Source organism: Algoriphagus alkaliphilus (genome assembly GCF_900103735.1).
Taxonomy (GTDB): domain Bacteria; phylum Bacteroidota; class Bacteroidia; order Cytophagales; family Cyclobacteriaceae; genus Algoriphagus; species Algoriphagus alkaliphilus.
This window is the reverse complement of record NZ_FMXE01000010.1, coordinates 16,384-36,985: the sequence shown is the minus strand read 5'-3', so window position 1 is coordinate 36,985 and position 20,602 is coordinate 16,384. Positions and strand designations below refer to the sequence as shown.

The window sequence follows — 20,602 nt, the reverse complement described above, 5'->3', positions numbered from 1 at the left end:
AAATGACAAAAAATTGAGAATCGAACCAAGTATGACTTTTTGGAGAAAAAACTTGCGGATTAAGGGCTGATTTTTTGGATTGGTTTATGAAACCCGCGTTTAGGTTTCAATCTGCATAAATTATACATTCGCCTGTACTAATGTCAGTTAAGGGAAATTTTCCTTGATTTCGCTTAGGTATCGCCCAATAATTACCCAAAAACCTGCTTGAAAAGGAAGTTTTTCAAGAAATCAGAATCTATGCCATTAATAAACAACCTGTGTCGATGGACCTTGTGTTTTTTGGCCTTGCTGTCCCTGTCAGTGACAAGTGTACAGTGCCAAAAACTCGAAGAACGACCTGATCTGAAATTCCAACGAATCTTCGAAGGATTGATCAACAACCGGATATCCACTATAAATCAGGACAAATTTGGCTTTATTTGGGTGGGAACTTTCAGTGGTCTTCACCGATATGAGGGCTTGGGTTTTACGGTATATTCCACAAGCACGGATTCCACGAGCATCAACGATAATTACATTGGTTCCATCTATGAGGACAGCAGGAATCAATTGTGGATCGGAACTGGCAGTGGAGTAGCACAATATAACAGGAAAACCGATGATTTTACAAGGTTCAATCTCAAGTCCGACAATCCGGTACAGGGTGGGGAAAATAATTTGGTCAATACTATCCTAGAAGATGAAAAGGGAACAATATGGGTCTCCAGTATTGCTTCGGGCTTATTCTTTTTTGATCGACAGCAGCAGCAATTTTTGCCTTATAAAGTCGAAGGAATCGTAGCTATAAATGGTATGGCAGCAGGTGAAGGTGAGGTATTATGGCTGGCAACTTTAAATAGTGGCTTGGTCAAGTTAAACACTCGAACCAAACATACCACATCTTACCAGCATGACCCTGCCAATCCCAGATCTATCAGCTCGAATAATCTAAAAACCGTCGTCATGGATCCTGAAGGAAATCTTTGGGTAGGGGCCAGAAGTCAGGGACTGAACAAGATGGTTGTGGAAGAGGACAAGGTTAGCTTTGTCAGGTATCTCCATGATCCGGTAAATCCGCTGAGTTTATTCAATAATAATATTTATAAGCTCTACATAGATCAAAAAGGCAAACTCTGGAGCTGTAATGAAAATGGAGGACTTCACCTTTACAATAAAGAAAAAGATACCTTTTACAGATATCTGCATGATCCGAAAGACCCTAAAAGCCTTACTCATAATTCGATCTGGAATATCTTTCAGGATAATCAGGATCGATATTGGGTAGGCACCGCCCAATCCGGCATCAACCTGGCAGATCCCCATGCTTCCAAGTTCACCCACTTTTTCAAAAATCAATTAAATCCGGAAAGCTTGAATAATGACATCATCAGGGAATTTTTGGAAGCAAAAAGCGGAAACATCTGGGTAGCCACTGATGGCGGTGGACTGAATTATTATGATCCATCGAGGGGTACATTTAAAATCTTTAAAAATGATCCTCAAAACCCGAAATCTCTGAGCGCTGATGCCGTCATCAGCCTAAATGAAGATCCGGATGGAAAACTTTGGGTAGGTACCTGGGGGGGTGGACTCAATATTTTACTGGATGAGAAAAAAGGGGATTTCATCAACTTCAAAGAATGGATCAAAAATGAAAAATATCCTATCCAGCATGTTTTCGATGTTCATTTTGATTCAAACTACATTTGGGTAGCGGCTTTCGATGAGGGTTTGTACCGCTATGATTTAAAAACGAAAGAGCTCAGGCTATTTGATAAAAATGACAGTGATTTAGGTGGGATTTCTTCCAGTCAGATACTTCGCCTTTTCGAAGACAGCAAAAAAAATCTTTGGATCGGGACCCAATCCGGTTTGAATAAGATACATCCGGAAGACAAGGCAAAAGGAAAGTTCAAAGTCTACCATCCGACTGAATCAGATCCTAAAAGCCTGCCAAGCAATTCTATTCGGCAGATTTTCGAGGACCGAAATCAAACTATTTGGATAGCGACAGACAGGGGGCTTTCACGTTATATGGCTGAAGAAGATAATTTCTTCACCTATCACCAAAAGGATGGATTGCCTGTGAATGAAATCAACTCGATTGTGGAAGATGATAGCGGTTTTTTGTGGATAGGGACCATTAAGGGGATTTCAAAATTTGATCCGGTCCAACAGGTTTTCACAAATTTTGATCGATACGACGGCTTACAGGGAAATGAATTTTCCAGGTATTCGGTCCTCAAAACCAGAAATGGCGAATTACTTTTTGGGGGAATGAATGGATTCAATCTTTTCCATCCCGATCACTTGGCGTCCAATCCCCATCTCCCTCAAGTTTACCTGACCGATCTCAAGCTTTTTAATCAACGTGTAAATTATAAAGCGCCTGATTCACCTTTGCAAAAACATATCTCCGCCACTGATACTCTTACCCTCTCCCATCGGGAAAACGTGCTGACCTTTGATTTTATAGCATTGAATTATACCCACCCGGAGCAAAACCAGTATGCTTATATTTTGGAGGGATTTGAAAAAGAATGGAACTATGTGGGCGCTCAGCGAAATGCCACCTACACCAACTTAAACCCCGGCACCTATATATTTCGAGTCAAAGCTGCCAACAATGATGGCTTATGGAATGAAGTTGGCACCTCTTTGGTCTTAGTCATTACCCCGCCATTTTGGAAAACCACCTGGTTTGTGGTCATCACGGCACTTATGTTGACAGGCATTTTAATTCTTGCCTATAAACTGCGAATCCGAGCCATCAAGGATCGAAATAAGCAGCTTGAAAACACCGTTGAAGAGCGAACCACCATGCTCAAGCATGCAAACAGCGAACTCAAGAAGCACATCAATGAAAAGGACAAACTCCTTAGTATCATTGGGCATGACCTGAGAAATCCATTTTTCTCCATCATAGGCTATATGGAACTCCTGGAGGAAGAATTTCAAAACACTCAAAATATCGAGCACTTGGAGAATATCCGGTATCTCCTGAACGTCTCACGAAACACCCATAATCTCTTGGAAAACCTTTTACAATGGGCAATCAAGGAAACGAAGCTATTTGAGGTGAAAACCGAAGTGATTGACATGAATCAACTGGTAGATAAAGCCATAGCCATGGTTTCTTCCCAGGCTGACTATAAAAAAATCACCCTGGAGAAATTATTTTCAGAAAATGTATTAGTCCATGCTGACCAGAATATGATCCAGACTGTGGTAAGAAACCTGATATCCAATGCTATCAAGTTTTCTGATCAAAATTCCAAAATAGAAATCTCTGTCAGGGAAAAATCCGGAGCCATTATCACGTCCGTCAAGGACTATGGCACGGGAATGAATGAAGAGATGCTCAACAAACTGTTTTCAAAATCAAAATTCCAAAAATCAGGTACGATGGGCGAAATGGGCACAGGATTGGGATTGGTACTCTGCCAGGAAATAATCAAAAAACACTTTGGTAAAATTTGGGCAGAAAGTAAACTTGGGGAGGGCAGTACCTTCCATTTTTCTCTCAGCAAGAAAGAGCATGCAGAAGTAGCTGTATAGCACCCAATCGCTCTCGACAGCTAGTAGGATAATCAAAATTCCAGAATAGCACCTGACAGAGCATGATTTGAACTCCATGCATTGGTGCCTTTTGCAGCTGGAAACTCAGGGGAACATTCACAACCCTTTCACCCAATCCTCAGCTTCCTCCGAAGTTTCAAATATTTTGTAAGGAACCGGCTGCTATTGAAGCGAAAAGATCATTTTCAAAATAGCCCGGATGGCGGCATTGGGAATGATGTAGGCTGTTCCGGCACAGTAATGCTGCATCAGATCCTTGTTTTCCCTGAGCCAGCTTGCCTGCATTTTTTGCTGAGAAAGAGAAGGAATGCTGGCTTTGGACGCATCAAAGATGATGGACAATCTCTTTTCATTCCGATAGCAAGCTTTGGTTTGATCCAGGTAGGTTTGGAAGTTTTCATCTGTACTTTTATTTCCGGTAAAACCAATTCTTACGATTGGAAATGAGGATTCATCGATGATTGCGTAGGGTTCCATGCTTTTCAAACAGGATTTGGGTCAAAGAGTTTTTGATAAAATTGAGACCATTCTCTTTCCTTTCAATGAAACTGAAAGACATGCATCTGATACATGATAAACCGGCATGGAAACGATAGGTCCCAAGGAACAAACTAAATCCCTACAATGGAGTATAAGTTAAGTGGCATTGAGCGAACAAAACCTGCAAGGAATTTTCCGCATGAAGTTTATCTCAAGTCCCTTTAACAAACCATTTCTATCGTGTTCGTTTAGATTTTTTGCTTTCTGAGCATCTGATTTTTCACCCGAGCGAAACCAACCCCTATCAAAAAGACATGTCTGAACAAAACGGAGTAATGATGCAGTTTTTCCATTGGTACACCCAGGGTGACGGAAGTCTGTGGAAACAATTGGAAGAAAGTGCCCAAACCCTTTCAGAGGCCGGAATTACCGCACTTTGGTTGCCTCCCGCATACAAGGGGGCAAATGGGGGATACGACACCGGATATGGTGTTTATGACCTTTTTGACTTGGGTGAATTTGATCAAAAAGGCAGTGTTCGCACCAAATACGGAACTCGTGATGAATACCTCAATGCAATCAAAACTGCACAATCAGCGGGAATTGAGGTCTATGCTGATATTGTTTTTAATCACAAAATGGGAGGAGATGCGGAAGAAAAATTTTTGGCCACACCCTATAGTCCTACCAACCACAACGAGCCAATCGCCGAAAAGCAGGAGATTATGGCTTGGACTAATTTTACTTTTCCCGGCCGAAATGGAAAATATTCGGAACTCCAATGGCACTGGTGGCATTTTTCAGCCACCGACCGTAATATGTATGATCAGGAAATGGAGGCAGTTTTTCTTTTTGACGGGAAGACATTTGGCGAAGAAGATCCGGCCGAAGGCAATGTGGACTTTCTAATGGGCTGCAATATAGACACCAAAAATCCGGATGTGCGGCAGGAGTTGTTTTATTGGGGTGAGTGGTACTTGGAGACTACAGGGGTAAATGGATTCCGATTCGATGCGATGAAGCATCTGGAATTTGGCTTTATGCTGGATTGGATCAGGCATTTGCGCGAAAAATCCGGGGAAAATCTGTTCGTAGTCAGTGAATACTGGACGGGACACAGTGAAGCCATCAAGCAGTTTATAGAAGTTACAGATGGCAACATGATGTTATTTGATGTCAATCTCCATTACAATTTTGCAAGAGCCAGCAAGGATGGCTCTTCCTTTGATTTGCGGACTATTTTTGACACTACGCTCGTCAAAGATCATCCGGACTTGGCAGTCACATTCGTAAGCAATCACGATACGCAGCCGCTGCAGGAATTGGAGTCTGTCGTTGAAGAATGGTTTAAGCCCTTGGCTTATGCGCTTATTTTATTACGTCAGTCAGGCTATCCCTGCATTTTTGCGGCAGATTACTATGGGGCGCATTACTCCGATCAGGGAAAAGACGGACAGGACTATGAAATCTGGATGGCTAGCCATCAGGATCTATTGAATGGCTTCCTGTATGCGCGCAATACCTTCTGCTATGGCCCGCAATATGACTATTTGGACGACCCAACATGCATCGGTTGGACACGGTCAAGCAATGAACGGAATCCAACCGGAATGGCAGTACTGCTAAGTTCAGGCGATTATGCCACCAAACACATGGAAACAGGCTCGGCCAATACGCAATATTATGATTTGACAAATCAAATTCAGGAAGACGTGTGGACAAACGAATCCGGTTGGGGGGAGTTTAGGTGCAATGCAGGATCAGTTTCGGTTTGGCTTCCGAGGTAAAAAAAGGAGTCAACTTGAATTCCCTGAAAAATTCAACTTATTCTCGCATTTACGGTCTAAAAATCCGATTTTGACCCTGAATCAAATCTAAGTTTCCATGTCTAATCGGTAAAAAACAAAAAACCCCCGGAACATTGTCCCGGAGGTTTTGTCAAAAAAAACCACCAACCTTAAATCAATCATTCTTTGAGATTGCGGAGCCTCATTGCGAGTTTGTCCGCCAGCAAATACATGACTGGTACGATGACTAACGTAATGATTGTTGCAAAGGTTAACCCAAAAATCACAGTCCAAGCCATCGGTCCCCAAAAGGCTGCATTATCTCCTCCCACATAAAATTGGGGGTCAAATTCCGTCAATAAAGTCCCAAAATTGATGTTCATGCCAATCGCAAGCGGGATCAATCCAAGTACTGTGGTGATCGCTGTGAGTAAAACAGGACGAAGTCGTGTCTTGCCTGCTTCGATAATACTGGACAACAAATCTTCGTATTCTAAAAACGCTCCTTCTTTTATCCCTTTTTCCTCCCGCTTCCTCTCCCTTACCAAATTGGTGTAATCAATGAGTACAATCGCATTGTTTACAACCACCCCTGCCAGGGAGATAATTCCTATTCCGGTCATAATCACCACAAAGTCCATGTTGAAAATAACTAATCCCAAAAACACCCCTATTGTACTCAACAGTACCGAAGTCATGATGATAAAAGGACTGATCACAGAATTAAATTGAGCCACAATGATTAAGAAAATCAAAGACACTGCAATCATGAGCGCATTGAGCAAAAAGGCCATTGACTTCGCTTGCTCTTCTTGCTCTCCCGTGAATTTGACTGATAAGCCGTCAGGGATTGTGTAGTTTTCCATCAATTCTTTGATCTTATTATTAATCTCGGTAGGATTGTATCCGTCGAGAACATTCGAAAATAGCGTGATTGCCTTTTCCAGATCCTTTCGTTTCACCGATCCATAGGTTGATCCATACTCAATAGATGCGACTGCCGAGATGGGTACTTCTCTCTTATCTCCAAACTTATCTCTAAAGCCTATTTTCTTGTTAACAAGGGTATTGATGTCATACCGATATTCTTCGGAAAGGCGTAGTTGAATAGGGAAGTCCTCTTCTCCCTCTTTGTATTTTGATACATCCAGTCCAAAAAGAGATGTCCGCAATTCGGTGGCAATCTGAGAGGTGGACAAGCCAAATCTTCTGGCTTTCTCTCGATCAATTTGAATCACTACTTCGGGGCTTCCCAAAGAAAGGTCAGACTTCAGTTCCTCCAAGCCCGGAATATTGTTGGACTCCAGGTATTCTTTGGTATCCGCTACGAAAGCGATCAACTGTTCATAATTTTCCCCTACAAATTCAATATTGACAGCCTTGCCTACCGGCGGCCCATTTCGCTGCTTATCCACTGTAATGAGGACGCCAGGATATTTCTCAACCAAATCACGGATCGCTTCCATGGCACCATTGGTATTGATGCCTTGTCTATTGATGTAGTCTACAAACCCAATTGTAATTTTAGCTTTGTGCGGAGTAGCTTGCTGACTTGGACCTTCTGTAGGATCTCCGGTTCCTTCACCCACCTGTGTGATCACAGATTCCAAAATATTACTGTATGGCTCCAATGCAATCAACATTTCATCCTCCATCATATCTACAAAGGTATTAGTCGCATTGATGTCGGTCCCGATTGGAAACTCTATAAACACATTGACCAATTGTGGCTGATTATCTGGGAAAAAGAGCACTTTGGGAGATCGAATCACCAACAAGGCAAGTGATAAAATAAGCAATGCGAAAATTCCTCCAAAAAACAGGTAAGGCTTTTTGCCATGCAGCGCAAACTGGAGTGTGGATTCATAGGCATTTTCAAGTTTGACCAGAAAAACTGTCTGAAACCATCTGATCGCCTTTCTCAATAAGAACACATTGAACATCGTCAACACGGAGGCAACCAAGGCCAAAGATCCAAAAGCTGTCCAACCTATCAAAAAGAAAATTGTCGATAAGATCAGGAAAACGCCCGCTATGATAATTGATTTCTGCTTTGGCTTTTCTATCCCCAATTCGTCAATCTTCATAAACATGGCCGTCATCACCGGATTGATCACCAAGGCTACAAAAAGGGAAGATGAAAGTACAATGATCAGCGTAATCGGAAGGAATTTCATAAACTCCCCAACTAAATCATCCCAAAACGCCAAAGGAAGAAAGGCCGCCAAAGTTGTGGCTGTAGAAGTGATAATCGGCCAAGCCACTTCTCCTACTCCTTCTTTTGCAGCTCTGATGGCAGGTTTACCTTCCTGCATCAAGCGGTAAACATTTTCCACCACCACGATACCATTATCCACCAACATCCCCAAAGCAAGGATCAAGGAGAAAAGCACCATCAAATTGAGTGTAATCCCAAAGGAATTCAATATCAAAAAGGAAATGAACATGGAAAGTGGGATCGCCGAACCCACAAAAAGGGCGTTTCGGAAACCCATGAAAAACATCAAAACCAAGACAACCAAGATAATCCCAAAAATGATTGAATTTTCCAGATCACTTACCTGAGTTCGGGTTTGCTTACTCTGATCATTGGTAATGGTAATCTCAAGATCCTGGGGAAAGCGGTTGGCTTTGGTGGTTGCGATGATGGTTTTAATCTTATCGGCAGCATCCAGGAGGTTTTCCCCACTACGCTTGGTGACATTGATCGTGACCACCGGCAGGTTTTTGCTTCGGGCATAGGAAGTCCGGTCTTTGAAGGTGTCCTTGATTTCGGCTACATCTCTCAAGTAGACGATCTTTTGTTGATCGTTCTTCACGATGATGTCCAGCAATTCATTGGGATTTGTAAATTCTCCATCTATTCGAAGGCTCCGCTCGAAATCCCCGCTTTTAATACTTCCTCCCGAGATAGTCAAGTTCTCGGCCTGAATAGCGCCGGAGATGTCTCCAAAACTCACGCCGACCGCTTCCATTTTATAGGGATTGGCATTGATCTGGATTTCCCGCTCGATCGTTCCCGCCAAGTCCGCTTTTGAAATTTCCGGGAGCTTTTCGATCGCATCCTCCAAATATTCTCCAAACTTCTTCAGTTCCTGCTCTGAATAAGGCCCCGAAAGGTTCACATTCATGATCGGGAAATCAGAAGTATTGATTTCAACTACATTCGGATCCTGATCGAGATCAGTTGGAAGCTCGCTTTTGGATTTATCGACCGCATCCTTGACATCTTGGATCGCCTTTGAAATCTGAATGCCGGGGTTAAACTCCACTACAATAGAAGAAAAATCCTGAACTGAAGTTGACTTAATGAATTTCACATTATTAATCGACTTCAGTTCCTTTTCGATCGGTCTAGTTATCAGGTTTTCAATATCTACCGGTGAATTGCCCGGATAAGGCGTGCCGATATAAACGGTAGGAATGACGATTTCAGGAAAACTTTCCTTGGGCATGGTTCGATATGCCCCTAGGCCAAGAACCGTAATAATCAGCGTTAAAATAACCACGGATGTGGAGTTGTCTACACTGAAACTAGACAGTCCAAATTCCCGAATAATACCGGATTTAGGAGTATTAGTCATAAATTACAATTGAGCAATATTGACACTGAAATTATCTCCGACCTCTCGGAATCCTTTGTCTACCAATATTTCGGTACCTGACAACCCTTCCAATATTTCTGTTTCGTCACCGGCAGTAAGTCCCCGCTTCACGTACTTCTTTTGCGCAGTTTGATTTTCAACGACGAATACATAGTCACCTTTCGTATCAGCCAATATCAAATGAGCGGGTATCAGTACACTGTTTGAATTGCGATAATCACGGATTTTCAATACTGAAATCATATTTGGCTTAAGGTCTGACATGTTAGGCAAAGCGACTTCCAGTTTGAAAGTTCTATTATTGGGATTGATGATTCCCCCTATGGAAGATACCCGGCTGGACAGGGATTTATGGATCGAAGGAAATTCTATGTTGACAGTGTCCCCTTTAGCCAAAACCCCTATGTAATTTTCCGATACATCCGCCTGAATGAATAAGTCACTTTCCCCTACAAACTCAAACATGGGTACCCCAGGCTGAACCAGTTCGCCCATCCTAACTTGTACGGTTTCGATTGTACCATTGAATGGGGCTCTGACGTAGGACTTGTCCAATTGTGTCTTCATAGAAGCCAAATTTTTCTCCAAGCCCTCTTTCCGGTTTTTTGCTTCCAAGTACTGAATTTCTGTGCCGATTTTTTGTTTCCAGAGGCGTTCTTGCTTTTGGAAAATGGTAGCGGCCAATTCCAAAGAGTTTTCCATTTCTTCCAGATTTCGCTGAATAGATTCAGCATCAATCTTGGCCAGGATTTGACCCTTGCTCACCCGCATGCCTTCCATGACCGGGACTTCAAGTATTCTTCCTGAAGTTTCAGCACTGATACTTACGTTTTTCTTGGAAAGTACCGAGCCGGTGACTTCCACATAATGTGTAAACTCCCCTTTGCGAGCAGCAACAGTAGTAATAAGAATGGACTTTTTATTTGCCTTGGCAAAATCAGGATCAAGCTTAGAAATTTCAGCTTCCAACATTTTGATTTCACTGTTCAGCTCGCCGACTTGGTCCCTGAGTCCGGAAAGCTTCGTTTTCTTGGCTTCTACGCCTTCTTCCTGAGAGCAGGAAATTACTATCCCTGCAAGGATGAGTACTGGGAAAAATTTAAGTATAGATTTCATATCAAGAAGATAATTTTGAATGAGGAATAATAAGTTGGTTTAGTTATTCAAATTGGCTTTCAACAGACCAAGGGCTTTTTCAAGATTTACTTTCGAAATCAGTCCATCATACATTGCCGCCAAATAGTTAATCTCTGCCTCAATCAAGGCACTGTCTGCATTGACTACTTCCAAATTAGACCCGACACCTTCCTGATATTTAATCCTGGCGATTTCGAATACTTCCTGAGCCAGATCGAGATTTTCACGCTGGATATCGAGGAGATTAAGATCATTCTTGAGATTAGACTTGGCCGTGAATATTTCGTTTTTGAAATTATCATTTAGGAAAAACCGCTGGTTTTCGAGCTGATTGATGGTGTATTTGTTCTTCTGTATCCGAGCGCTTTTGCTTAGTCCGTCGAAAATCGGAATGTTCATACTTACTCCAAGAAGGGAGCTTCCAAACCAATTTTTTTTGTCAAACACCGTGTTCATTTGATTGCCGGCACCAGTTCTTCTTGCATTTCCGATAAAATCAATTGTGGGCATATACTGGGAGGTGTTAAACTTCAAGTCCAACTGCACCAGCTCGATCTGAGTTTTCAATTGGTCTAGTTCAACTCGTCCTTCACTTTCAAGTGCCAATAACTGATTAAGTTCCTCTTCGGGATTTAAATCCTGAAGAGTCTCCGCTATCAGTATATCCACTGTTAGTGGCATTCCCATTTGTATTTTTAGGATTTCCTTGCTGATTTCCCACGCAGTCCGACTGCGTTCCATTTGACTGAAGGTATTGTTACGCTGTACCTGAATACGGGACACTTCGATCTTTTCAGCAAATCCGGCCTCATTCAGGGCTTTGGTTTCCTTGAGTAAGGAATCGATTCTGGCAAGGTTAGATGCTGCAAGGCGGATTCTTTCCTGATTGACCAAAACGCCGAAATAGGCCTTTTTCACGTTTTCAATCACGTCATTTTCGGCTTTTACCAAATCAAAATCCGTCAGTTGCGTCAAGGTTTTTGCGGCACGCAAGCCCACAAAAAAAGACCCGTCGAAAATCATTTGAGTCATATTTACTCCCAATCCTGATGAATAACTCACTCCAAATCTGGCGGGGATTACATCACTGGGATTGGAAGGATCACCAAAAGGAGGTTGATTAGGAAGAAATACCACCGGTATTTGGGGATTGTAGTCCACATTAAAGGAACCATTGATCTGAGGTAAACCCAGGGCGGTCTTTTCCTTTACTGTTGCTTTGGAAATCAAGGTCTCCAATCGTGCATTTTTGGTAGTTACGTTGTTTTCAATGGCATACAAAATTGATTCATTCAAAGTCAGTTGGGCGACTTCTTGAGCTTGCATACCTGAAAAGGTCAGTAAAAATACCAAAGCTGTAAAAAGGTAATTTTTCATAGGTGGGGTAGTTTTCAATCTTCTATTGCTTGCTGTGTAGTGAAGGCCAGGCGACCTTTTTCTGTAAAAATCCCATGAAGAAAATGATCCAACAAAACCATCTGCTCGTCCGCTAAATTGTGATTTGGGTTGATAAAGTTGGATGGATCAAAAGATGAGGTGATCTGATTGACTCGAGTTTTGGCCAGAATTTCAGAATCGATTTCAGCTCTGAAATACCCAAGTTCCTTTCCTTTCTCAATAACTTTGACCAGATCTTTCATGATCACTTCGACTTTGAAGGCTTCAAACATTTTCCATGCTTCCGGAAAATATTTTTGAATCTCCAGGATCACCATGGGGTTCATGTTTTGCAATCTTTCCCGCATCATTTTTGAAGTCTTGACTAAGTGCTCAATCACTCCGTCCTCAGTCTCCAGAATGAATGCAAGTTTGCACCTGTCTTCATCCAAAATTTTCTCAAAAGCTTCCTTGACCAAATCCTTTTTGTCAGAAAACTCCTGGTAAATTGTTTTTTTTGATACGCCTGCTTGACGGGCTATATCCTCCATAGTCACTGCACGCACTCCATACCGGGCAAACTGCTCAGTGGCGATTTCTAAAATCCGCTTTCTCGTCTCCAATTCTTTTTCCTGAATTTCAATGCAAAACTATGGAAACTTTTTATTGTTCAATAGTTTCCATAGTTTTATTTGAAATATTATTTTGAAAAATGAAATTTCAACCGTTCAAAATCGGACAAAAGAAAGTTTTTAAATCCTACACGGAATATTATTCCAATCTTTATTTAATTTCTGAATTAAATTTTCTATTCTGCATATTCTCAAAATATAAATTTCTAACTCCATGAATTATTTAATTCATCCAAAAGGAAAATTGGCTTATCAAAAAGTCGGAGATGGTAATGAAGTGTTTTTGATTTTCCATGGATTTGGTCAATGTCATCGGGACATGCTCTCCTTTGAGAGAATTAGAAAGCCAAATCAATGTTTTTTGTTTGTTGATATGTTTTATCATGGACGAAGTCAATGGGTTGAATCTTCCAAAAAACTCGACCGGGTCACCTGGTCAGAATTAATCACATCACTCCAAAAACAGGAAGATTTCAAAGCGTTTCATTTGATCGGTTACAGTATGGGGGGAAAATTCTCATTGCTCACCTATGAACTTTTTGTGAAAGAACTTAAGAGTATGACCTTACTTGCCCCTGACGGAATCAAAACGGGTCTTTGGTATAGCATGAGCAATTATCCCAATTTCTTTCATGCCGCATTCAAAGGCGTAGTGTTCAAACCCAATCGTTTCTTCGGGTTAGTCGATGGGCTGAATTCCTCAGGATTGGTCGAAAAAAGCTTGGTGAAATTTGTAAGGACTCAAATGGAAACTAGATCCAAGCGAGCACAAGCCTATTTTGTCTGGAAAGTTTTTGGGTCAATTCAGCTCCAACTTGGAAATATCATCCGGCAGGCAAGAACCTACCGGACACCAATCACTTTGTTCATCGGAGAATATGATAAAATGGTCACCCATAAAAACCTCGACCGATTCAGCGGAAAAATCCCACAGCTGAAAAAAGTCACACTGCCTGTCGGTCACGGGCAATTGATTGAAGCTGCAGTGGACTATTTAAGATTTGAAAATCAACAGGATAAGATTTGAAGTGTAATTTTTCAGGTGGTGAAGAAAAAACCTGAAAGTATCTTAGGCCAATAAAACCAAGTCCCGATTGGCTAATTGATCGGACATTGGTCAATTTGTTTATCGCTCCTTTACCGCCGACAAGAAGTTGAGGTATTTTTGAGCATCCTACACTTTTCCCGATCTTTCAATCCTTCATACTTTTCAATCTATCGCTCGATTCCTTACATTTGCAACTTACCAGCCAAAGGACATGATTTTCTTCTTTGAATCACCTCAGAAACTCATTTACGGAGTTCAAGTTCCTCACCCATTAAGTACCGAAGACACCGAAAAACTCACCTGGCTTTTTGCAGAAGCAAAACCTATACAGGGAGAAAAAGTAAGTGGAAAATACGCCGGCCCACGAAAAGAAATGATCACTCCTTGGTCTACCAATGCAGTGGAGATCACGGGGAATATGGGAATCCGGGGAATTGTTCGGATTGAGGAATTCACTCCTTTATCCGAGGAGGCTCAGATTGACCCAATGCTTCAGAAAATATATGACGATTTGGATCAGGAGATTTTTGACATCCATCTTCAACCTGAGCCGATCAAAGCCATCACCGACATCGCCGCATACAATAAATCAGAAGGTCTTGCGCTGAGTCAGGAAGAAGTCGATTACCTCGATAATGTAGCATTGCAGTTGGCTCGTCCATTGACAGATTCAGAAGTTTTTGGCTTTTCCCAAGTCAATTCCGAGCATTGCCGACACAAGATCTTCAATGGAACTTTTGTCATCGATAGAGAAGAAAAACCGATGACGCTTTTTCAACTTATCAAGGAAACTTCTAAAAAACACCCCAATCGAATCGCGTCGGCCTACAAAGATAACGTGGCATTCGTCACGGGGCCAAAAGCACAGCAATTCGCTCCGAAAACCCAGCATCAGGCAGACTTTTTTGAAACCAGAGAGATTGATACGGTCATTTCCCTGAAAGCCGAAACGCATAATTTCCCCACAACAGTAGAGCCTTTCAATGGCGCAGCAACCGGAGCCGGTGGAGAAATCAGGGACCGCTTGGCAGGCGGAACTGCCTCGATTCCTTTGGCCGGAACGGCAGTCTACATGACTTCCTATTCCCGATCGGAAAAAGGAAGAAGCTGGGAGAAAAACCTGGCTGAGCGTCCTTGGCTCTATCAAACTCCGATGGATATCCTGATCAAAGCTTCAAATGGAGCATCTGATTTTGGTAACAAATTCGGTCAGCCGCTCATCGCTGGATCAGTCTTGACATTTGAGCACGAGGAGGATGGAAAGCACCACGGTTTTGACAAGGTAATCATGCTCGCAGGTGGTGTCGGCTTCACCAATGCCAAGTACACCAAGAAAAGTGAACCCGCAAAAGGTGACCAAATCGTCATCATGGGCGGAGACAATTATCGCATTGGCATGGGTGGATCAGCGGTTTCTTCATTGAATACCGGCGAGCTTTCAAACGCCATCGAACTTAACGCCATCCAGCGCTCTAATCCTGAAATGCAAAAGCGCGTTTCCAACGTGATTCGCGCCATGGCTGAGAGCGAAAACAACCCCATCATATCCATTCACGATCACGGAGCTGGAGGACACTTGAATTGCCTTTCTGAATTGGTCGAAAGCACCGGTGGCACAATACACATTGATAAATTACCTGTAGGAGACCCTACCCTCTCCTCCAAAGAAATTATAGGCAACGAATCCCAGGAACGAATGGGATTGGTCGTGGGCAAGAAGGATGTGGACACCTTGAAGCAGGTTTCCGAGCGGGAACGCGCGCCATTCTATGTGGTGGGCGAGACGACCGGAGACATGCATTTCAAGTTTGAAAACAGCACAACAGGTGAAAAACCGGTAGACTGGAACTTGGCCTACATGTTTGGCTCTTCCCCAAAAACCATTTTAGAGGACAAATCTGGGAATGCTTCTTTTGCCGAAGGCGAATACAATCCCGAGCACCTCAAATCCTATATATCGGAAGTCCTTCAGCTGGAAGCTGTGGCCTGCAAAGACTGGTTGACCAATAAAGTCGATCGCTCAGTCACAGGTCGTGTTGCTACACAACAGACGGTTGGTGAAATCCAAGTTCCGTTAAATGACGTGGCTGTCATGGCCTTAGACTATACCGGAAATAAAGGAATCGCTACTTCGATTGGTCATGCACCTGTAGCGGCATTGGCAGATCCTGAGGCAGGCAGCCGATTAGCCATCGCCGAGGCCTTGACCAATTTAGTTTTTGCTCCGATTGCGGATGGATTGGCGGGAGTTTCACTTTCTGCCAACTGGATGTGGCCTGCAAAAAACAAAGGTGAAAATGATCGGCTATACAGAGCTGTACAAGCAGTTTCTGAATTCGCAATAGAATTGGGAGTGAACATACCTACAGGAAAAGATTCCCTTTCTATGACCCAGAAATATCCTGACGGAAAAGTGGTCTATTCTCCGGGTACAGTGATAATTTCCACCGTCGGTGAATGCTCCGATATCAAAAAAACGGTAAAGGCAGCGCTTTTACCCAAGGTGGGAAGCAAGGTACTTTACATTGATTTTTCCAAAGATTCAGCCAAACTCGCAGGTTCTTCTTTTTACCAAATCCTGAATAAAATCGGGACTGAAACCCCTACTGTCACCGATTCTGCCTATTTCGCAGCTGCTTTTGGAGCGGTTCAAAATCTGATCGAAAAGGGATTGGTGCTGGCTGGTCACGATATTTCATCAGGCGGAATCATCACTGCTTTGCTCGAAATGTGCTTCCCTTCTATGAACCTTGGGTTGATTGTTAAAGAATCCCGCCTGAAGGAAACGGACTTGATCAAGGCCCTTTTCGCAGAGAATCCGGGAATCCTGATCCAGGTCGCAGCTGATCATGCTGTTGAAGATTACCTCACAGCGGCTGAAATCGACTTTGTGGAATTGGCTGAAGTTACCCTAAACGGAACGGTGACGCTTGAAAATCAAAGTCTGAACGTGACCGAAATGCGTCACCTTTGGTTTAGCTCATCCTATTTATTGGACAGAAGGCAATGCGGAGAGAAACTGGCCAAAGAGCGATTTGAAAACTATAAAAACCAAGCCCTTTCCTATCAATTTGCAGAAGGCTGGAAAGGCAGCTTTGCAGCAGCAGGATTGGATCCATTCCGAACTACAAAGGGAAAAGCTAAAGCAGCCATTATCCGTGAAAAAGGCGTGAACGGTGACCGGGAAATGGCCTATTCACTTTGGTTGGCAGGATTTGAGGTGAAAGACATTCACATGACTGACCTGATCGCTGGCCGTGAAAACTTGGAAGATGTACAGATGATCGTCTTTGTTGGTGGTTTCTCCAATTCGGATGTTCTGGGTTCGGCCAAAGGTTGGGCCGGTGCCTTCCTCTATAATCCAAAAGCCAAGCAGGCCTTGGATAATTTCTATGCGAGACCTGATACGCTTTCATTGGGCGTGTGCAACGGCTGCCAACTGATGGTGGAACTTGGTTTGGTCACCCCTGATCACGATCAGCAACCTAAAATGCTCCACAATTCCTCTCATAAATTTGAGTCCTGCTTTGTGAATGTGACTGTACCGGAAAATAACTCCGTAATGCTGGGCTCTTTGGGTGGTCAGCGATTAGGAGTTTGGGTAGCCCATGGAGAAGGCAAATTCTCCCTTCCAAAAGGTGAAAACGGATACAACTTTGCGATGAAATACAGCTACGCCTCCTATCCGGGAAATCCAAACGGTTCGGACTTTGCCACAGCCGGTATTGCTTCGGAAGACGGACGTCACCTGGCTATCATGCCCCATATCGAGCGAAGCCTCAAGCCTTGGAACTGGGGCCACTACCCTAGCGACAGAAACGACGACTTCACGCCTTGGATGGAGGCTTTTGTGAATGCGAGGAAATGGGTGGAGGAGCATTCCTAATCTTCAATATTCGACGTTCAGCATTCGGTGTTCGATATTCTTTTGATTCGAAATTTGAAGTTTGAGATTTTAGATTGAAGAACTTGCAAACCGAAAACTTGAGAATTTCAAATCTCGAATCCCTAATCTCAAATCAACAAAAATCCCTTGGAGCAATCTGAGGGATTTTTTTTGTTCTCTTAATTTTTATTCCCAAATTGGGAATAATTACTTCATTTAAATTCTTTAGAAATGGAGCGGATTTTTTTCCAAGGGAACATTAAGAGCGTATTGGGAACGATATCCAGAAACCGAACAGCACTTAAAGGTCTGGTATGAAACAGTTCATAAGTCTACTTGGAAAAGTCCTGCTGATGTGAAAGCAACTTTTGCTAACGCTAGTATTCTAAAAGAAGGTCGAGTTGTTTTCAACATTAAAGGCAATTCCTTCCGATTAATAGCCCGAATTAACTATGAAAAGGAATGGCTCTTTATCCGGTTCATTGGAACACACCGAGAATACGATTCAATAGATGCTAACACAATTTGAGATGGATATAAAACCGATTAAAACTGACACTGATTACCAATTCGCCTTAAAACGATTGAATGAAATTTTCGATGCACCGATTGAAAGTCCGGAAAGTGATGAAGCAGATATCTTGGCTTTGTTGATTGAAGACTATGAAAACAAGCATTTCCAAATTGGTCCCCCTGACCCAATTGAAGCTATAAAAATCAGGATGGAGGAACTTTCGCTCAAGCAAATTGACTTGGCTGAAGCTATGGGCGGAACCAATCGAGTGTCTGAAATTCTGAACCGTAAAAGAAAACTCACCATTGAGATGGTACGCAAACTGACCAATAAACTCAACCTCTCGGCCGAGACTCTCATTAAGGATTATGATTTGGTGGTTTGATGTTCGGTGTGTTCGGCGTTCGATTTTCGACATTCGACATTCGACATTCGACATTCGACATTCGAAATTTACTGCAAACCGAAAGCTTGAGAATTTCAAATCATAAATTCTAAATCTTAAATCCCCAAAAATCCCTTGGAGCAATCCCCAAATATCCTAACCGATTTGTAATCGGGAATGATTCCACCTTCTATCACGGCATGAAATCGAATTCGCAATTCGATTTGAAAGGAAGGCGTTTTGCTTACTACACCAAGCCCAAGATTACGCCTAACCCAAGACAAACAAACTTGGTCAAAGGACTAGAAATAACATTTTCGGTTCCTCAGAATTATCGAGCGGAGATCCTACCAACTATTTGCTAACTTTTGTTCCTGATGATCAGTAAAAAAAATCTCAAACTTCCGCTCACTGACGCTGAAAAGGCCAGGTTGAGAGCCCATAAAATCAAGATGGCCAACATTCTTGACTTTGCTGTGGACGAATTGGAAGTTTTGCTTCAGGCTTCACCCGAGCGAGCTAAAGAAATCCATGCTTTGGCAGAATTTCAAACTGTCCCCTCCGTTGGGATAAAATTTGCCGAGAACCTGGTGTTTTTAGGATACTTTTCGCTAGACGAACTAAAAGACAAAGACGGCGCAAAACTGACAGACGAATACGAACTGAAAAAAGGGTATTGGACAGACCCTTGTGTGGAAGACCAATTCCGATTAGTCGTACATTATGCCAACACAAACGACCAGAAAAAAACGTGGTGGGACTTTACCCCAGAACGAAAAAAGTTTCGCGCTGAAAATGGATATCCTGAGAGCAGACCTCAAAAAGCATGGTTTGAAATTCTGGGATATGGAGGAAAGGACAAGAAAGGCAGCCATTCCGGAGCGTAGAATTTTGGGTTAAGCGGGGTCCTGGAATGGGGGCAGTACACGAGCTACCGGGAAGAAAACGAGGCTATCACTTTATGCCTTCCGATGTCAGGTTAACCCTTCGACTCCGCTTAGGGTGACTGGAGTCGAAGGCCCAAGAAATTCTTGATTTACGATTGAATTTTGGCTGCTTAGACAAAACATTGATCGGAAGGGCGCGGTGGGAGGATTTGCCCCTGCCTACAGCAGGCAGGAGCGAGCCAGCGTTCGGCCTAGTGCGGTGAGGACCGAGTGTTAAGAATCTCTCCAGTGGAGAGATTTAGCGAGGGGTCAGCTTGCAGGGTGGCGCAAATCTTGAACTTTTCCTCTGCTACTCCTGGCTCCTAGCTAAAACAGTCCACTGGACTGTTTCTATACGCTAGGCCCTAATTCAAGCCAAAAGAACAAAGAAATGGAACAGGCCAACCAAAATCCGATGGCCTTTTTTATTTGTTAAAAGGAAATAGGAAGACATAAAAACAGAATAAATTTTTGAAATATCGATATTTTCGAAACTAAATATACTCTGCCACTGGCAGAACCTGACCAACACGAGTTGGGAAGTCCGAAAGGTCCTCGACTCCGCTCGGACTGACACTCATTCAATTGCCCCGTCTGGGAGTAGTATGTATAGCTAAGCGGAGTTTGCAACTCCGCTTTTATATCCTAGGGAATTTGTAATTCCTTGAAAATTCCATTTTTTTTGGAAATCTACCTTGCAACCTGAATTAAAAAATTTTCATCTTTTCCACTTAACATTTCTACTCAGGCACGAAACGTTTCTACTTTTTTATTGAACCTTGATACCTTGAGATCAGACGTTTCTACTTTTTTATGGAGCATTTCATCTTTTTCACTAACCTTTTCTATTCCAAGATGAAATGCCCATGAGGAACTCTTCACACACAACTGATCCCGAACTGGTTTCGGGAGGGGTATGATTATTAAGGACATTCCATCTGACCGTTAAAAAACAATTATAAACAGATGAAATACCCATGTCGAAAGAGCGACACACAGGAGCATGATTATCTGGGGGTATTCCATGTGGCAATTAAAAACCAAATTATAAACACATGAAACGTTGCTACTTTTTCATGGGACGTTTCTACTTTTAGTAGAAGCATTTCTACTTTTTCATTGAACGTTACTACCGAGAGATGAAACGTTACTACTTTTTATTGTAATGTTTATATTAAATCTTGAAATAGATCAATAAAAAGTTGAATCGAAGCAAAGACACAAAAATACTGCCGGGAGAATATCCCGGCAGTAAGGGTGTTTG

The 20,602-nt window shown here is 42.6% G+C and carries 11 protein-coding genes and 1 pseudogene; 7 read left to right on the top strand and 5 right to left on the bottom strand.

Features of this window, described 5'->3' with window-relative positions; translation table 11 throughout:
- Positions 1 to 240: 240 nt before the first annotated feature.
- Positions 241 to 3,540: a ligand-binding sensor domain-containing protein gene (locus tag BLQ81_RS08540; protein ID WP_092729539.1), complete on the top strand. Its 3,300-nt coding sequence runs from the start codon at positions 241 to 243 to the stop codon at positions 3,538 to 3,540.
- Positions 3,541 to 3,723: 183 nt separating this feature from the next.
- Here the strand turns inward: BLQ81_RS08540 and BLQ81_RS08535 are convergent, their stop codons facing one another.
- Positions 3,724 to 4,038 (bottom strand): STAS/SEC14 domain-containing protein, encoded by a 315-nt coding sequence (locus BLQ81_RS08535; protein WP_245693212.1) that lies wholly within the window; start codon positions 4,036 to 4,038, stop codon positions 3,724 to 3,726.
- Between the two features lie 317 nt (positions 4,039 to 4,355).
- On the opposite strand from BLQ81_RS08535, the gene BLQ81_RS08530 reads away from it, so the two are divergent.
- On the top strand, positions 4,356 to 5,828 hold the full coding sequence (locus BLQ81_RS08530; RefSeq protein WP_092729624.1) for an alpha-amylase: 1,473 nt from the start codon (positions 4,356 to 4,358) through the stop codon (positions 5,826 to 5,828).
- Positions 5,829 to 6,007: 179 nt separating this feature from the next.
- On the opposite strand, the gene BLQ81_RS08525 is transcribed toward BLQ81_RS08530, so the two are convergent.
- From BLQ81_RS08525 to BLQ81_RS08510, 4 genes are read right to left on the bottom strand one after another with little or no spacing between them, the layout of a single operon-like run.
- Complete coding sequence (locus BLQ81_RS08525; RefSeq protein WP_092729538.1) at positions 6,008 to 9,412, bottom strand: efflux RND transporter permease subunit; 3,405 nt, start codon at positions 9,410 to 9,412, stop codon at positions 6,008 to 6,010.
- Positions 9,413 to 9,415: 3 nt separating this feature from the next.
- Complete coding sequence (locus BLQ81_RS08520; protein ID WP_092729537.1) at positions 9,416 to 10,549, bottom strand: efflux RND transporter periplasmic adaptor subunit; 1,134 nt, start codon at positions 10,547 to 10,549, stop codon at positions 9,416 to 9,418.
- A 39-nt stretch (positions 10,550 to 10,588) separates the two neighbouring features.
- Positions 10,589 to 11,947: a TolC family protein gene (locus BLQ81_RS08515; RefSeq protein ID WP_092729536.1), complete on the bottom strand. Its 1,359-nt coding sequence runs from the start codon at positions 11,945 to 11,947 to the stop codon at positions 10,589 to 10,591.
- Positions 11,948 to 11,961: 14 nt separating this feature from the next.
- Positions 11,962 to 12,570: a TetR/AcrR family transcriptional regulator gene (locus tag BLQ81_RS08510; protein ID WP_092729535.1), complete on the bottom strand. Its 609-nt coding sequence runs from the start codon at positions 12,568 to 12,570 to the stop codon at positions 11,962 to 11,964.
- A gap of 223 nt (positions 12,571 to 12,793) precedes the next feature.
- Here BLQ81_RS08510 and BLQ81_RS08505 point away from each other — a divergent pair, with 223 nt between their 5' ends.
- The 5 genes and pseudogenes from BLQ81_RS08505 to BLQ81_RS08485 all read left to right on the top strand — a co-directional run bounded on the left by BLQ81_RS08505 (position 12,794) and on the right by BLQ81_RS08485 (position 19,299).
- Positions 12,794 to 13,606: an alpha/beta fold hydrolase gene (locus BLQ81_RS08505; protein ID WP_092729534.1), complete on the top strand. Its 813-nt coding sequence runs from the start codon at positions 12,794 to 12,796 to the stop codon at positions 13,604 to 13,606.
- Positions 13,607 to 13,838: 232 nt separating this feature from the next.
- Positions 13,839 to 17,513, top strand: a complete 3,675-nt coding sequence (purL, locus tag BLQ81_RS08500) for a phosphoribosylformylglycinamidine synthase (RefSeq protein ID WP_092729533.1) — start codon at positions 13,839 to 13,841, stop codon at positions 17,511 to 17,513.
- A gap of 304 nt (positions 17,514 to 17,817) precedes the next feature.
- Positions 17,818 to 18,042: pseudogene (locus BLQ81_RS22665) on the top strand (type II toxin-antitoxin system HigB family toxin); the annotation flags it as partial.
- 1 nt (position 18,043) lies between these two features.
- Positions 18,044 to 18,412, top strand: coding sequence for a helix-turn-helix domain-containing protein (locus tag BLQ81_RS08490; RefSeq protein WP_092729532.1), 369 nt, complete (start codon positions 18,044 to 18,046; stop codon positions 18,410 to 18,412).
- 377 nt (positions 18,413 to 18,789) lie between these two features.
- The gene (locus BLQ81_RS08485) at positions 18,790 to 19,299 is read left to right on the top strand and encodes a helix-hairpin-helix domain-containing protein (RefSeq protein WP_092729531.1); all 510 of its coding nucleotides are present in this window, start codon (positions 18,790 to 18,792) and stop codon (positions 19,297 to 19,299) included.
- Positions 19,300 to 20,602: the final 1,303 nt, after the last annotated feature.

What these genes read in the sequence shown, in the direction of transcription:
- BLQ81_RS08540 (WP_092729539.1), top strand. Translation starts at nt 241, where the DNA reads ATGCCATTAATAAACAACCTGTGTCGATGGACCTTGTGTTTTTTGGCC.
- BLQ81_RS08535 (WP_245693212.1), bottom strand. Translation starts at nt 4,038, where the DNA reads ATGGAACCCTACGCAATCATCGATGAATCCTCATTTCCAATCGTAAGA.
- BLQ81_RS08530 (WP_092729624.1), top strand. Translation starts at nt 4,356, where the DNA reads ATGTCTGAACAAAACGGAGTAATGATGCAGTTTTTCCATTGGTACACC.
- BLQ81_RS08525 (WP_092729538.1), bottom strand. Translation starts at nt 9,412, where the DNA reads ATGACTAATACTCCTAAATCCGGTATTATTCGGGAATTTGGACTGTCT.
- BLQ81_RS08520 (WP_092729537.1), bottom strand. Translation starts at nt 10,549, where the DNA reads ATGAAATCTATACTTAAATTTTTCCCAGTACTCATCCTTGCAGGGATA.
- BLQ81_RS08515 (WP_092729536.1), bottom strand. Translation starts at nt 11,947, where the DNA reads ATGAAAAATTACCTTTTTACAGCTTTGGTATTTTTACTGACCTTTTCA.
- BLQ81_RS08505 (WP_092729534.1), top strand. Translation starts at nt 12,794, where the DNA reads ATGAATTATTTAATTCATCCAAAAGGAAAATTGGCTTATCAAAAAGTC.
- purL (WP_092729533.1), top strand. Translation starts at nt 13,839, where the DNA reads ATGATTTTCTTCTTTGAATCACCTCAGAAACTCATTTACGGAGTTCAA.
- BLQ81_RS08490 (WP_092729532.1), top strand. Translation starts at nt 18,044, where the DNA reads ATGGATATAAAACCGATTAAAACTGACACTGATTACCAATTCGCCTTA.
- BLQ81_RS08485 (WP_092729531.1), top strand. Translation starts at nt 18,790, where the DNA reads ATGATCAGTAAAAAAAATCTCAAACTTCCGCTCACTGACGCTGAAAAG.